This window comes from Mycobacterium heckeshornense (assembly GCF_016592155.1).
In the GTDB taxonomy this organism is placed as follows: Bacteria; Actinomycetota; Actinomycetes; order Mycobacteriales; family Mycobacteriaceae; genus Mycobacterium; species Mycobacterium heckeshornense.
Genome location: NZ_AP024237.1, coordinates 1,834,176 through 1,849,051, shown reverse-complemented (window position 1 = coordinate 1,849,051; position 14,876 = coordinate 1,834,176). Strand labels below are relative to the sequence as shown.

Annotated in this window: 13 protein-coding genes; 4 read left to right on the top strand and 9 right to left on the bottom strand. The window is 66.8% G+C overall.

Going from position 1 to position 14,876, the window contains the following annotated elements:
* Nucleotides 1–12 precede the first annotated feature (12 nt).
* A complete protein-coding gene (locus MHEC_RS08895) occupies nt 13–2,016 on the top strand; it encodes a glycoside hydrolase family 15 protein (RefSeq protein WP_048893328.1) in 2,004 nt (667 codons plus the stop codon).
* 12 nt (nt 2,017–2,028) lie between these two features.
* Here the strand turns inward: MHEC_RS08895 and MHEC_RS08890 are convergent, their stop codons facing one another.
* Both MHEC_RS08890 and lepA read right to left on the bottom strand, forming a co-directional pair.
* Complete coding sequence (locus tag MHEC_RS08890) at nt 2,029–2,757, bottom strand: sensor domain-containing protein (RefSeq protein ID WP_048893329.1); 729 nt, start codon at nt 2,755–2,757, stop codon at nt 2,029–2,031.
* A 94-nt stretch (nt 2,758–2,851) separates the two neighbouring features.
* A complete protein-coding gene (lepA, locus tag MHEC_RS08885; protein ID WP_236591527.1) occupies nt 2,852–4,771 on the bottom strand; it encodes a translation elongation factor 4 in 1,920 nt (639 codons plus the stop codon).
* 176 nt (nt 4,772–4,947) lie between these two features.
* On the opposite strand from lepA, the gene MHEC_RS08880 reads away from it, so the two are divergent.
* Both MHEC_RS08880 and MHEC_RS08875 read left to right on the top strand, forming a co-directional pair.
* Nucleotides 4,948–6,147: an IS110 family RNA-guided transposase gene (locus MHEC_RS08880; RefSeq protein WP_142358634.1), complete on the top strand. Its 1,200-nt coding sequence runs from the start codon at nt 4,948–4,950 to the stop codon at nt 6,145–6,147.
* Nucleotides 6,148–6,263: 116 nt separating this feature from the next.
* Entirely contained in the window at nt 6,264–6,851 is a 588-nt protein-coding gene (locus MHEC_RS08875; protein ID WP_048892748.1) for a type II toxin-antitoxin system PemK/MazF family toxin, read from the top strand.
* Between the two features lie 16 nt (nt 6,852–6,867).
* On the opposite strand, the gene MHEC_RS08870 is transcribed toward MHEC_RS08875, so the two are convergent.
* From MHEC_RS08870 to MHEC_RS08855, 4 genes are all read right to left on the bottom strand, one after another.
* On the bottom strand, nt 6,868–7,296 hold the full coding sequence (locus tag MHEC_RS08870) for a CBS domain-containing protein (RefSeq protein ID WP_048892747.1): 429 nt from the start codon (nt 7,294–7,296) through the stop codon (nt 6,868–6,870).
* A 174-nt stretch (nt 7,297–7,470) separates the two neighbouring features.
* On the bottom strand, nt 7,471–8,310 hold the full coding sequence (locus MHEC_RS08865) for a transglutaminase family protein (RefSeq protein WP_048892746.1): 840 nt from the start codon (nt 8,308–8,310) through the stop codon (nt 7,471–7,473).
* Entirely contained in the window at nt 8,310–9,287 is a 978-nt protein-coding gene (locus MHEC_RS08860; protein ID WP_048892745.1) for an alpha-E domain-containing protein, read from the bottom strand. The genes MHEC_RS08865 and MHEC_RS08860 overlap by 1 nt, the downstream gene beginning before the upstream one ends.
* Before the next feature lie 14 nt (nt 9,288–9,301).
* Complete coding sequence (locus tag MHEC_RS08855) at nt 9,302–10,966, bottom strand: circularly permuted type 2 ATP-grasp protein (RefSeq protein ID WP_048892753.1); 1,665 nt, start codon at nt 10,964–10,966, stop codon at nt 9,302–9,304.
* A 172-nt stretch (nt 10,967–11,138) separates the two neighbouring features.
* Here MHEC_RS08855 and rpsT point away from each other — a divergent pair, with 172 nt between their 5' ends.
* Nucleotides 11,139–11,399: a 30S ribosomal protein S20 gene (gene rpsT / locus MHEC_RS08850; RefSeq protein ID WP_048892744.1), complete on the top strand. Its 261-nt coding sequence runs from the start codon at nt 11,139–11,141 to the stop codon at nt 11,397–11,399.
* Nucleotides 11,400–11,464: 65 nt separating this feature from the next.
* Here the strand turns inward: rpsT and holA are convergent, their stop codons facing one another.
* From holA to MHEC_RS08835, 3 genes are read right to left on the bottom strand one after another with little or no spacing between them, the layout of a single operon-like run.
* Complete coding sequence (holA, locus tag MHEC_RS08845) at nt 11,465–12,433, bottom strand: DNA polymerase III subunit delta (RefSeq protein WP_048892743.1); 969 nt, start codon at nt 12,431–12,433, stop codon at nt 11,465–11,467.
* Nucleotides 12,430–14,004 carry a ComEC/Rec2 family competence protein gene (locus tag MHEC_RS08840; RefSeq protein ID WP_099868839.1) on the bottom strand — a complete coding sequence of 525 codons (1,575 nt, stop codon included), beginning with the start codon at nt 14,002–14,004 and terminating at the stop codon, nt 12,430–12,432. The genes holA and MHEC_RS08840 overlap by 4 nt, the downstream gene beginning before the upstream one ends.
* A gap of 5 nt (nt 14,005–14,009) precedes the next feature.
* Nucleotides 14,010–14,849 (bottom strand): ComEA family DNA-binding protein, encoded by an 840-nt coding sequence (locus MHEC_RS08835; protein WP_048892742.1) that lies wholly within the window; start codon nt 14,847–14,849, stop codon nt 14,010–14,012.
* Nucleotides 14,850–14,876: the final 27 nt, after the last annotated feature.

Sequence of the window (14,876 nt, the reverse complement as noted above, 5' to 3'; positions counted from 1 at the left end):
GATGATATCGGCATGGTCCTGCACGCCGGCCCCGCCGACGAGGCCGCTGACGACACGGCCGTCGCGCCCCTCTCCGTCACGTCGCCGGTGCCGGTCACGGCGGGTGGGCCGCTGCGCAACCCGTTCCCGCCGATCGCCGACTACGCGTTTTTGTCCGACTGCGAAACCACGTGCCTGATCTCGCCGGCGGGGTCGGTGGAATGGTTGTGTGTGCCGCGGCCGGACTCGCCGAGCGTATTCGGCGCGATCCTGGACCGTAACGCCGGTCATTTCCGGCTCGGCCCCTACGGGATGTCGGTACCCTCGGCGCGCCGCTACCTGCCCGGCAGCCTGATCATGGAAACCACCTGGCAAACCCACACCGGCTGGCTGATCGTGCGCGACGCGCTGGTGATGGGCCCATGGCACGACATCGACCGGCGATCGCACACCCATCGCCGCACCCCGATGGACTGGGACGCCGAGCACATCCTGCTGCGCACCGTGCGCTGTGTGTCCGGCACCGTCGAGCTGATGATGAGCTGCGAGCCGGCGTTCGACTACCACCGCATCGGCGCAACGTGGGAATACTCGGCCGCCGCCTACGGCGAGGCCATCGCCCGCGCCAAACGGGATCCCGATGCTCATCCGACGCTGCGACTGACCACCAACCTGCGCATCGGGTTGGAGGGCCGCGAAGCGCGGGCACGCACCCGGCTCAAAGAAGGCGACGACGTGTTCGTCGCATTGAGCTGGTCCAACCACCCGGCGCCGCAGACATACGCCGACGCCGCCGACAAGATGTGGCAGACCACCGAATGCTGGCGGCAATGGATCAACATCGGCAACTTCCCCGACCATCCGTGGCGGGCGTATCTGCAGCGCAGCGCGCTGACGTTGAAAGGCTTGACGTACTCGCCCACCGGCGCGCTGCTGGCGGCCAGCACCACCTCGCTTCCGGAAACCCCGCAGGGCGAGCGCAACTGGGACTACCGCTACGCGTGGATCCGCGACTCGACGTTCGCGTTGTGGGGGCTCTACACCCTCGGCCTGGATCGTGAGGCCGACGATTTCTTCTCGTTCATCGCCGACGTCTCGGGCGCCAACAACGGGGAACGCCATCCGCTGCAGGTGATGTACGGGGTCGGCGGCGAACGCATCCTCGAGGAAGAAGAGCTACCGCATCTGTCCGGCTACGACCACGCCCGCCCGGTCCGGATCGGAAACGGTGCCTACAAGCAGAATCAACACGACATCTGGGGTGCGATCCTAGACTCGTTCTACCTGCACGCACGCTCGCGTGAGCAGGTCCCCGAGACGCTGTGGCCGGTGCTCAAAAAGCAGGTCGAAGAGGCGGCGGCGCACTGGCGCGAGCCCGACCGAGGCATCTGGGAGGTGCGCGGCGAACCCAGGCATTTCACCTCCTCGAAGGTGATGTGCTGGGTGGCGCTGGACCGCGGCGCCAAGCTGGCCGAGCGGCAGGGCGAGAAGGCGTATGCACAGAAGTGGCGGGTGATCGCCGAAGAGATCAAGGCCGACATTCTCCAGCACGGGGTCAATTCCGCGGGCGTGTTCACCCAGCACTACGACACCAACGCGCTGGATGCTTCGCTGCTCATGGTGGTGCTGACCCGGTTTTTGCCGCCGGATGACCCCCGGGTGCGCAACACGGTGCTGGCCATCGCCGACGAACTCACCGAAGAGGGCTTGGTGCTGCGCTACCGCATCGAGGAGACCGACGACGGGCTCGCCGGGCTTGAGGGCACCTTCACCATCTGCTCGTTCTGGCTGGTGTCAGCTCTGGTCGAGATCGGGGAAGTCAGCCGCGCCAAGCGTTTGTGCGAACGGCTGCTGTCGTTCGCCAGCCCGCTGTATCTCTACGCCGAGGAGCTCGAACCGCGCACCGGCCGTCATCTGGGCAACTTTCCGCAGGCGTTCACCCACCTGGCGTTGATCAATGCGGTGGTCCACGTGATCCGCGCGGAAGATGAAGCCGACGGCACCGGGGTTTTCCAGCCGGCCAACGCGCCCATGTAGCGCCCGAAGGCGTTAGCTCAGGTCGCTGATCTTGTCCATCATCAGCCGCGCAACGTCGATGGCCCGGCTTTCCGGATCGCCCGGCGTCGCACCCGAAGTCGAGCCGGCGCCGGCCGGAAACGGAACCTTGACCTCGACGAGGCAGTTCACCCGCACCCCGATGGCCCGTGCGATCGGGCTGGGCGAGGTTTGCAGGGTGGCCGCGAGCACCGAGTCGGCGACGCGCACGTCGGTGATCCGGTAGGTCTGGTCGCGGTAGGTCGCGGCTTTCCCGTCGCAGCGGTTCCACTGTCCGGCGAACGTCGCGAACAGTGCGTCGGCCTCGGCGGGCGTCGGCAACGCGACCACACCTTCGTCGACTGCGACCACGGGAGCCGGGGCGCTGCGGGCGTCCAGCCAGCTCTCCCAGGCCACGTCGCGGACGTCAGCGGATCGGTAACTGCTGGACTGCATTTCAGCCAGCACCCCCAGGCAATCGTTGGGATCCGGCACCAGGGTACGGAACAGCTTGGTCGCGCCCCCGTAGCGTGGCGGCTGCAGAGCCCTGACCGACTGGTCGAGCAGCTTTTCCAGCTCCGCGTTGCCCAGCAACGCCTGCTCGATCGTCACCCCGGTGACCGGGCGCGGTGCTATCCCGGCTACCGGTCGCGCCGCGCCGCTGACGACGCCGCTGCAGCCCGCGGTCAGCAGCGCAGCCAGCACACACCTCACGCTTGCCCGGATGCCCCCGACCTTTTTCATGCGCGTGATGCCCTCCAGCGTGCACAGCAGTTGGAGTCTTGTAACGGATTTCGTTCGGCCCGTCAAGTCGACGCGCGCTGTTCACAGGGGACGGCTACTTCTTGGTTTTGTCGCCGCCGACGTCGGTCGACAGTGCCGCCACAAACGCCTCCTGCGGCACGTCGACCCGTCCGATGGTCTTCATCCGCTTCTTGCCTTCCTTCTGCTTTTCCAGCAGTTTGCGTTTGCGGGTGATGTCACCGCCGTAGCATTTGGACAGCACGTCTTTGCGTATCGCCCGAATATTCTCTCGCGCAATGATTTTCGAGCCGATCGCCGCCTGCACCGGCACCTCGAACTGCTGACGGGGAATAAGTTCTTTGAGTTTGGCAGTCATTTTGTGGCCGTAGCCGGCAGCGGCGTCCTTGTGCACGATCGCGCTGAACGCGTCGACGGGCTCGCCCTGCAACAGGATGTCGACCTTGACCAGCTCGGCCTCCTGCTCGCCGGCCTCTTCGTAGTCCAGGCTGGCGTAGCCGCGGGTGCGTGATTTCAGCGCGTCGAAGAAGTCGAAGATGATCTCGCCCAGGGGCATTCGGTAGCGCAGTTCGACCCGTTGCGGCGACAGATAGTCCATGCCGCCCAGTTCTCCGCGGCGCGATTGGCACAGTTCCATGATCGTGCCGATGAATTCGCTGGGCGCGATGATGGTGATCTTCACCACGGGCTCGTAGACGGTGCGGATCTTGCCCGACGGCCAATCCGCCGGGTTGGTTACCTGGACTTCCGTCCCGTCGTCTTTCACGACCCGGTAGACGACGTTGGGTGAGGTGGAGATCAGGTCGAGGTCGAATTCGCGTTCCAGCCGCTCCCGGGTGATCTCCATATGCAGCAATCCCAAAAAGCCGCAGCGGAACCCGAAGCCCAGCGCCACCGAGGTCTCCGGTTCGTAGGTGAGCGCGGCGTCGTTGAGCTGCAGCCGGTCCAGCGCATCGCGCAATGCGGGATACTCCGAGCCGTCGACCGGATACAGGCCCGAGTACACCATCGGTTTGGGTTCGCGGTAGCCGGTCAGCGGTTCGGTGGCGCCGTGGCGCGCCGTGGTGACGGTGTCGCCGACCTTGGACTGGCGGACGTCCTTGACCCCGGTGATCAGATACCCCACTTCCCCGACGCCGAGTCCGGCGGTGGCCTTGGGTTCCGGGGAGACGATGCCCACCTCGAGCAGCTCGTGGGTGGCTCCGGTGGACATCATCGCGATCCGCTCGCGCGGGGTGATCCTGCCGTCGACCACCCGGACATAGGTGACCACGCCGCGGTAGGTGTCGTAGACCGAGTCGAAGATCATCGCCCGAGTCGGCGCGTCAGGGTTGCCGGTCGGTGGCGGCACCTGCTTGACCACCTCGTCGAGCAGCTGGGCCACCCCCTCCCCGGTCTTGCCGGAAACCCTGAGGACATCGTCCGGTTCGCAGCCGATGATGTGCGCGATTTCGGCGGCATAGCGGTCCGGGTCGGCGGCCGGCAGGTCGATCTTGTTGAGCACCGGGATGATCACCAGGTCGCGGTCCAGCGCCAGGTACAGGTTGGCCAGTGTCTGCGCCTCGATGCCCTGCGCCGCGTCGACCAGCAGCACCGCGCCCTCGCAGGCCGCCAGCGCCCGAGACACCTCGTAGGTGAAGTCGACGTGGCCGGGGGTGTCGATCAGATGCAAGACGTACTGGTTTCCGGCCTCGGGACCGCCGCTCACCCGCCAGGGCAGGCGCACGTTCTGCGCCTTGATGGTGATGCCGCGTTCGCGCTCGATGTCCATCCGGTCCAGGTACTGCGCACGCATGGAGCGTTCATCGACCACGCCGGTGAGCTGCAACATCCGGTCGGCCAGCGTGGATTTGCCGTGGTCGATGTGGGCGATGATGCAGAAATTCCGAATCTGCGCCGGCGCGGTGAAGGTCTGGTCGGCGAAACTGCTGATGGGAATCCTTACCTTTCTTGCAGGGTGGTCGTTGCCGTTGGCCGTAGGCTTCGAACTGCCCAGGGGCGTCGGGTATGGCTTTCATGGGTTTGCCGTCGGTGATGGCCGAAGGAGATTGGCCGCCCGGCGTCCCGCGACGACTCGACCGCTAATTGAGAGATGCGATTCGATCGCTGTGTAAGGACACGTCGGCGTGGTCGTCTGCTGGGTCGATTGTTACGGCGATTACGGAGGTGGTTGTGGGGCAGCAGTTGTGGGCTGGTGTCGACGCCGGTAAATCTGATCACTACTGTGTGGTCATCGACGCCGAAGGGCAGCGGCTGCTGGCGCAGCGGGTCGCTAACGACGAAACTGCGCTGCTGGAGTTGATCAGCACGGTCAGCACTGTGGTTGATGGCGCTGAGATCACCTGGGCGATCGATCTCAACGGTGGTGGCGCTGCGGTGTTGATTGCTCTGCTGGTCGGGGCCGGGCAGCGGCTGCTGTATATCCCCGGGCGCACCGTCTATCACGCCTCGGGCGGCTACCGCGGCGATGGCAAGACCGACGCCAAAGACGCCGCGATCATTGCCGATCAGGCCCGGATGCGCCGCGACCTGCAGCCGTTGCGACCCGGCGACGAGATCGCGGTGGAACTGCGCATCCTCACCAGCCGGCGCGCTGATTTGGTGGCCGATCGCACCCGGGCGATCAACCGGCTGCGGGCCCAGCTGCTGGAATACTTCCCCGCCCTGGAACGCGCCTTTGACTACAGCACCAGCAAGGCCGCGTTGATTTTGCTTACCGGCTATCAAACGCCTGACGGGCTGCGCCGCGCCGGTGCTGCTGAGCTGGCCGCCTGGTTGCGAAAACGTAAGGCCCGCAATGCCGATGCTGTCGCGTCCAAAGCCCTTGCGGCCGCTAACGCCCAGCACACCATCGTGCCCGGACAACACCTGGCTGCCACCGTGGTGGCTCGCCTGGCTAAGGAGGTGATGGCCCTCGACATCGAAATCGACGACACCGAGACGATGATCGAGGAGCGATTTCGCCGCCACCGCCACGCTGAAATCATCTTGAGCATGCCCGGCTTCGGTGTCGTGCTCGGCGCCGAGTTCCTCGCCGCCACCGGCGGCGACATATGCGGCTTCGACTCCGTCGACCGCCTCGCCGGCGTGTCCGGACTGGCCCCGGTACCCCGCGACTCCGGGCGCATCAGCGGCAACCTCAAACGCCCCCGCCGCTACCACCGCCGCCTGCTGCGCGCCTGCTACCTGTCCGCCCAAATCGCCATCCGCACCGACGCCGCCTCGCGCACCTACTACGACCGCAAAAGATCCGAAGGCAAAACCCACACCCAAGCCGTCCTCGCTTTGGCGCGCCGCCGCCTCAACGTGGTATGGGCCATGCTCCGCGACGGCACGGCATACCAGCCCGCACCTACCGCCGCGGCGGCTTGACAACTTCATTGAGAATCTCCTGGTGCGACGGGTGACGCGCGATGCGCGGGTACATCCAGCGTATCGAGGCAAGGTCACGACGACACAATCACGGCGGGGCGTCTTATCCTGCGAACATGGCGTCACAATGGCGGACGTTGCAGCGAATGGCGGAGAACCTGGTGTACGCGACCTCCACGGAGCTCCCGAAATTCATCCGCCAGCTGCAGAACTCGCCGGGAATCCAGCGGGGTATCAAGTTCGGCATTGACGTCATCAGCGGCAGTATCACCCAACCGCCCGCGGCCATCGCCCAAGGCCGGCCGGTGACCAGTCGCAGCGTGCCCACCGCACAGCGGGCCCGCAAGCTCGTCTACGCACCGGATTTGGACGGGCGTGCCGATCCCGGCGAAATCGTGTGGACCTGGGTGGTTTACGAGGACGACCCGACCCGAGGCAAGGACCGCCCGGTCCTGGTCGTCGGCCGAGACCGGCGAACCTTGCTCGGGTTGATGCTCTCCACCCGGGAAAGCCATGCCGCCGATCCCAACTGGGTCGGGATCGGCGCCGGCAGCTGGGACGAGACCGGCAGACCAAGCTGGGTTCGCCTGGACCGGGTGCTCGACGTGCCCGAGGCGAGCATCCGGCGCGAGGGCGCGATCTTGGACCGCGACGTCTTCGAGGTCGTGGCCGCGCGGCTACGCGCCGAATACTCGTGGAGCTGACCGGCCGGCCGCGTCCTCAGCCCTGGGTGATGTAGGACTGCAGCTGCGCGTGCTCGGCTTCCAGCTCGTCAATGCGGGTCTTGACGACGTCGCCGATGCTGACGATGCCGACCAGCTCCCCGTTTTCGACCACCGGCACGTGCCGCACCCGGTTCTCGGTCATCAGCGCGCTGATGGCATCGACCGTGTCGGACTTGGTGCAGGTGGCCACCACCGACGTCATGATCTTCGACACCGGGCAAGCCAGCACGCGAGAACCGTGCTTGTGCAGCTCGCGCACGACATCACGTTCGGACACGATTCCTTCCAAGCCATCTGGCCCGACTACCACCATGGCACCGATATTGTGCTCGGCTAATCCGGCGAGCAGCTCGGTGACCGTGGCATCGGGATTGATGGTCACGACCGCCGCGCCCTTGTTCCGCAACACGTCCCGAATCCGCATGGCGCCTCCCGCCGGTTATGAGGTGGTTCACACCAGGCTACGCGATCTTGCTCGGCGTGGAAGTCGCTACGCGGATGCGCCACAGCGGCGAAGCAGCGCGGTCGTCTGGCCTGCCCGCCGCCGTCCGATTCGCAGACGACCCGCCCGTCTGTTGAACGAGATGCCGTGCCGCGGCTACGCCAGCCTGGTGATCTCGACGATGACGTCGAGGTCGGTCGCACCTTCGCCGGAGTAGATGCCTTTCAGCGGCGACACGTCGGCGTAGTCGCGGCCCGCTCCCACGCTGATGTACTGCTCGTTGATCTCGGCGTTATTGGTCGGGTCATAGTCCCACCAGGCCCCGGTCCACACCTGAATCCACGCGTGACATTGCCCGTCCACCGTCTGCCCGACCACCGCTTTGCGGTCGGGATGCAGGTATCCGGACACGTATCGTGCTGGAATTCCCATGCTGCGCAACACGATCAGGGATAAGTGTGCGAAATCTTGGCATACTCCCCTACCCTCACGCAGCGCGTCTAGCCCCGAGAAGTGCACACCGGTGGTACCCGGTAGGTACTCCAGTTCGCTGCGTACCCATTGGGCGGCAGCGACGACGGCATCGGCCGGCTCATGGTATTTGGCGATCCGCCTGCCCACGGCGGCAACGCGTTTGCTCGCCGGGGCATAGCCGGTCGGGGCGAGCACCTCGTCGAACCGATCGATCACCGCTTCGGTTTGCAGCTGGGCCCACGTCGTCTTCTCGGCCGGCGGTTGGGGACGGTCCGTCTCCACAACCGAAGACGATGTCACTGTTAGTTCGCTGTGCGGGGCATGCAGATCGAACGCGGTCACCGCGGTGCCCCAGTAGTCGACATAGCGATACGACCGGGTAGCGGGCACCGTTTCGACGCGGTTGAGGATCACGTTCTGGCGGGTGTCCGACCGCGGCGTCAGCCGGGCCTCGTTATACGAGGCGGTAACCGGCGAGGGGTACGCATAGCCCGTGGTGTGCACCACCCGCATCCGCCACATCAGGCCTTCCCCCGCACGGCCGGCGGTGGGTGGCGCTGACCCACATCGGACCACGCCACCCACGGCGCGACATGGAAGTACTGCAGCGCCAACGCTTCTCCAACTTCGCGGCAGGTGTTCTGCAGGTCGGCCAGCCGGGCCTCCAGCGACTCAAATAGCACGCCCGGCTGCAGGAACTCGAGTTCACTGCGGGCCCGACCAAGCAGCCGCTGCGCTTCGGCGGTCGCACCGACCCGGCTTTGCGGATGACGGAGCAGCTCGTCGAGGTTGTGTTCGGCTACTTTCAGCGAAAAGAAGATCGACCGGGGAAAAAGCCGGTCCAACAGCATGAACTCGACCACCCGGTTGGCGTCCAATACCCCGCGGTAAGTGCGCAGATAGGTGTCGTGCGCGCCGGCTGAGCGCAACACCGTCACCCACGCCGGCGATGACGCGCTGTCCCCCACGCGTGAAAGCAACAGCCGAACCGTCATATCGACACGCTCGATTGCGCGGCCGAGCATCATGAAGCGGTAACCGTCGTCACGGGACAAGGTGGAGTCGGCCAGACCCGCGAACATCGCTGCACGACCTTCGACGAATGACAGAAAGTCGTGCGGTCCAAAACGTTTGGCTGCGCGTTCGCGTTCGGCAAGCGCATTGTAGGTGGTATTGAGGCATTCCCAGATCTCAGTGGAAGTCACTTCGCGTGCCGAGCGTGCGTTTTCTCGGGCGGCCGAGATCGCGTCGACGATGGAACAGCCTCCTTGGGTGTTGCGGCGAAACGCCACCAACTCGGTCAGCGACCAGACGTCCAACTCGGTCTCCGGCGGTTCGATGCCGAGCACGTGCAGCAATACCCGGGAAATGTGGTCGGGGTCGACGCTGGAGTCCTCGAGTAGTTGGTGCACGGTCACATCGAGAATGCGTGCGGTGTCGTCGGCGCGCTCGACGTAGCGGCCAATCCAGTACAGCGCCTCGGCGTTTCGTGCCAGCATCACTCCGCCCGCCTTTACTGTTGCTGCGACTGCTGATCCTGCGGCTGACGCGCCAGTAGCGGCTGCTGGCGCTGTGGCGAGGAGGTGCCGTCGACGGCCGTTTCGCCGTCGGGCACCCCAGCCGGCCCAGGCAGCGACCGCACGATCTCAGCCGCGCCGAGCTCGCGATGCGCCGGGGACGCACGCGGTGCCAGCACCCAGGTGTCCTTCGAACCGCCGCCCTGGCTGGAGTTGACCACCAGCGAGTCCTCCAGTAGCGCGACCCGGGTCAGTCCGCCCGGCAGCACCCATACCTCGTCGCCGTCGTTGACGGCGAAGGGCCGCAAATCGACATGGCGGGGGGCGAGCTTGTTGCCGACCCGCGTCGGCACCGTCGACAACTGCAACACCGGCTGCGCGATCCAGCCGCGCGGGTCGTCGCGAATCTTCTTGGCTGCCAACGAAAGTTCTTGCTCAGAGGCGTCCGGTCCGAAGACGATTCCGTATCCGCCGGACCCTTCGACCGGTTTGAGCACCAGTTCGTCAATGCGGTCCAGCACCTCCTCGCGTTCGTTGTCGAGCCAGCAGCGCAGTGTCTCCACATTGGCCAGCAACGGCTTCTCGCCGAGGTAGTACTCGATGATCGTGGGCACGTAGGTGTAGACGAGTTTGTCGTCGCCGACCCCGTTGCCGACGGCGCTGGAGATCACCACGTTGCCGGCGCGCGCGGCGTTGAGCAGGCCGGCCACCCCGAGCACCGAGTCCGGACGAAACTGCAGCGGGTCCAAGAACGCGTCGTCGATGCGCCGGTAGATGACGTCGACCTGGCGCTCGCCTTCGGTGGTGCGCATGTATACCTGGTTGTCGCGGCAGAACAGGTCGCGGCCTTCGACGAGTTCGACACCCATCTGCCGGGCCAGCAGCGAATGCTCGAAGTACGCTGCGTTGGCGACGCCCGGGGTGAGCACCACCACGGTCGGGTCGGCCTCGTTGGTGGCTGCGGAGTTGCGCAGCGCGCGCAGCAGGTGCGCGGCGTAGTCGTCGACTGCGCGTACCCGGTGGGTGGCGAACAGGTTTGGGAAGACCCGCGCCATCGTGCGCCGGTTCTCCATCACGTACGACACCCCCGACGGCGAGCGCAGGTTGTCTTCGAGGACTCGAAAGTTGCCGCGCTGGTCGCGAATCAAGTCGATGCCGGCGACGTGGATCCGAACGCCGTTGGGCGGCACGATGCCGGCGGCCTGACGGTGAAAGTGCTCGCAGGAGGTGACGAGTCGGCGCGGGAGGACGCCGTCACGCAAGATTTCTTGGTCGCCATAGATGTCGTCGAGATACATTTCCAGCGCTTTGACCCGCTGGGTGATGCCGCGTTCCAACCGCGTCCACTCGGCAGCCGAAATCACCCGCGGGATCAGGTCGAGCGGGAACGGCCGTTCCTTACCTGACAGCGAGAACGTGATGCCCTGATCAACAAATGCGCGGCCCAGCGCCTCGGCGCGCGCCTCGAGTTCTGATGCGTCGGACGGAGCGAGCTCGGCGTAGATCCCTTTATAGGGTCCGCGGACATTGCCTTGACCGTCGAACATCTCGTCGAAGGCGGTCGCATAGCTGGCCGGGTTGTTATAGCCGTCGAAAATACCCTGGTAGCGCTTCGACGGGCGCAACCGGCTGCGCGGATTCCGCCTGGTTTCGGCGGGCAGACTACGAACGCCCACCTATGACATGCTGCACCACCGGCGCCGTTTCCGCAGGCCAAGGCCCTCCGCTTTGAGAGAATGCGTAGCCGACTGGTACCCTGTCTCGTCGTTGCCCCCATGCTGGGCAAACCGTGACTCCCGCAAATCCGCTCGAGAACGACGAAGGAACTGGCGCGTGGCCAACATCAAGCAGCAGGCGAAGCGCAACCGCACCAACGAGCGCCGGCGGCTGCGTAACAAGTCGGTGAAGTCGTCGGTTCGCACAGCGATCCGCAAATTCCGTGAGGCCGTCGCGGCAGGTGAGAAAGAGAAGGCCGCCGAGCTGCTGGTCGCGACCAGCCGCAAACTGGACAAGGCGGCCACCAAGGGTGTGATCCACAAAAATCAGGCGGCAAACAAGAAGTCGGCGCTGGCGCGGGCTTACAACAAGCTCTGACCAGGCGACGGCCAGCAGACCCAAAGGCGCCCGTTTCGGCATGAAACGGGTGCCGTTACGTCTGCTCAGCGACCCTTGGCGACTAGCTCGGCGACCTTGCGCACCGCGGCCTCCAGCGCATAGTCCGGATCGGCGGCGGCCCCCTTGACATCGGCGTTGAGCGCGGCGACGAGCTTCATCGCGGCGGCCACGGTGTCGCGCGACCACCGCCGGGCCTGCCGCTGGGCCTTCTGCACCCGCCACGGCGGCATGCCCAGCTCCGCGGCCAGCCGGTACGGGTCACCGGACAGCGGCCCCACCCGGGCGATGGTGTGGACAGCTTCGGCCAGCGCGTCGGCGAGCACCACGTGCGGCTCGCCACGCATCATCGCCCACCGCAGCGCTTCGGCTGCTCCGGCGATGTCGCCGGCCACGGCTTTGTCGGCGATGTCGAAGCCCTTCACCTCGGCATTACCGCTGTGATAGCGCCGCACGGCGGCGGCATCGACGTGGCCGCCGGTATCGGCGACCAGCTGCGAACACGCGGACGCGAGCTCGCGGAGGTCCGAGCCGACCGCCTCGAGCAACGCGGTGACGGTGTCGTCGTCGACCCGGACGTCCAGCGAACGGAATTCGCCGCGAACGAAGTCGGCGCGTTCGCTGGATTTGGTGATCCTGGCGCATGGGTGGACCACCGCGCCGAGCTCGCGCAATTGGCTTGCCAGCGCCTTGGCGCGCCCACCACCGGAGTGCACCACCACCAGCACCGTGCCGGGCGGGATGTCGGCGGCGGTCGCGGCAATGACGTTGGCCGCGTCCTTGCCCGCGTCGCCCGCGGCTTCCAGCACCACCACCCGCTCGTCGACGAAAAGTGACGGGCTCAGCAGCTCGGCCAGTTCGTAGTTGTCGACATCGCCCGCGCGCACCCGATTCACCGGGACGTCGCCCGTACCGGCGCGCTCGCGCGCCGATCGCAGTATCGCCGCCACGGCGCGCTCGACCAGCAACTCTTCGTCTCCGAGCACCAGATGCAGGGGCCCAACCGCTGAGCTCACTTCACGATCGTGTCATGACCGACCGACGCCGACGGATCGGATATGAGCCCGGACAACGCCCACCCCATCAGACACACCACGGCGCTGCCGGCGACGACGCGAAACCACCGCCAACGCCACAGCGTAACGACCAGCACGGCGCAGGCCCCGACCACGATGACACCGGGCAGGCCCACCGGAACGGGCATGCTCGCACCCGGCACCATGGCCGCCCAGTGGGCGACGCTGAGCACCCACCACACCTCGGGACCGGTAAAACGGATCAGCAGTTGCGCCGCCGCCGGCCAGCACACGCCCACCGTGGCGGCGGCGGTCCCCAGCACGGTAATCGGCACGATAACCGGCGCGGCTGCGAGATTGGCTACCGCAGCCACTACGCTGACGCGTCCCGAAATCCCGGCTACCAAGGGAGCAGTGACCACCTGAGCGGCACACGCGACGCAAACGGCATCGGCGAGCGGTTTGGGACAGCCCCGTGACACCATGCGCCGTGACCAGACCGGCGCGATCACGACCAGCGCCGCCGTCGCCACCACCGACAAGGCAAAGCCCACGTCGACAGCCAGCTGGGGAGCAGCCACCATCAGCACCAGCACTGCGGCGCACAGGCTAGGGATCGCCTGGCGCCGCCGCGACGACAACATGCCCAGCAGCGCTATGGCGCCCATCACCGCCGCGCGCAACACGCTGGCCGTCGGCTGCACCACGATCACAAAAACCACCAGGGCGACCGCGGCGAGGCCCACCGCCGCGCGCGGCCCGATCAGCCGGGCCGAAAACAGCACCGCGCCACACACAATGGTGACGTTGGCCCCAGAGACCGCCGTCAGATGCGTCAGCCCCGCCGCGCGAAACTCCCGGCCGGTCAGCGCCGTCACCCCGGAGGTGTCGCCGAGCACCAGTGCGGGCAGCGTCGCGGCCTGCGCTGCCGGCAGTACTTCGCGGGCCGCCACAGCGAACCGGTCACGGACCATGTGTGCGGCCCGGTGCACCCATCCGGCGCGGCCCACCGCCGGCTTTCCGGTCGCGTTGAGCGCAGCGATCGTCAGATCACGACGGACCGGACGCCCAATCCGCGCAGTGAAACGCAACGGCTGGCCCGCCACCACTTCGCCGAAATCCGCCGCGGGCGCGAAAACCACGACGCGACCGGACATTTCGTCGGTACCGAGGCGGTGCAGCGTGGCGCGAAACAGCAGCCGGCCGCGACCAACCCCGATCGCGCTTTCGGTGGGTGTGACCGTCACCGCTACCGCATGCCCGAACGCCGCTGTGACCGGATGGTGATCGACGGCCTCGGTGCGCAGCGCGATCGCCAGCCCGAAGCCGGCACCCACCACAGCGGCGCCCAGCAGGCCAACGCTGACGGTGCGCGTGCACGCTGATCGCCGGCTGCGCCCGTGCCACCACAACGCACCCGACCAAGCGGCCAGCGCAAGGCAAACCAGCGCGGCGGCCCCGCCGACGGGCCACCGAATCCCAGCCGCGGTGACGATCCAGCTGCTCAGGGCGGCAGGGACCAGGCGCACATCCCACCGCGCCGATCCGGTATCGACACCAGCATGCTGCACTGGTCTCAGACGCGGACCAGGGCGCGCAGCTTGTCGAGTCGGGCGGGGCCGATGCCATCCACCTCGGCGAGCTGATCCACGCTGGTGAACTTGCCGTTGGCTTCCCGCCACGCCACGATCGCGGCCGCCGTCACCGGCCCGATTCCGGGCAGGGTGTCCAGCTGCTGCACCGTCGCCGTGTTGAGATTGATCACCTCGCCGGGCTTCGGCGAGGCTGGTCCCGAGGTCGTGCCCGGCGCGGTCGGCGTGCCAGGCGTTGCCGAAGTCACCGAGCTGCCCAGTGCGGAGGGCTGACCTTTGGCCGGCGCGATCCCGACGACTATCTGCTCGCCGTCGCCGAGTTGACGTGCCATGTTGAGGCCGATGGTGTCGGCACCCGCCATCACGCCGCCGGCGGCGTTGAGCGCGTCAGCGATGCGTGCGCCGGGCGCCAGGGTGACCAGCCCGGGTTTGTGCACCAGGCCGACGACGCTCACCACCACCGGTTGATCCGCTTTGGGTGACGGGCTGGCACCTGGGCCGCGGCTCGCCGATGAAACCATTTCAACGGGAGGCAATTTGGCCGACACGACGGGCGCCGGACGGTTACGCACCACGGTGAACACGGTGACCAGCACGGCGAGGCCGGCGATCACCGCCAGTGCGATCGCACCGGCACGACCGGGGTCGGCGCGGATTTTTGCCACCCAGCCAGCTGCGCCGTGGAGCGAGCTGTCCGGAAGCCAGCGCGGCAGCAACGAGTTCGGGTCAGCGTCGGCGTCGATGTTCTCGGCAATATCGGCGTCGGCGCCGGGCCGCGCACCGAGGCGTCGGTGTAGTCGCTCTGCGGGAAGTTCTGTTGCCACGGGCCCGAGCGTAGGCGCCGGGGCCGT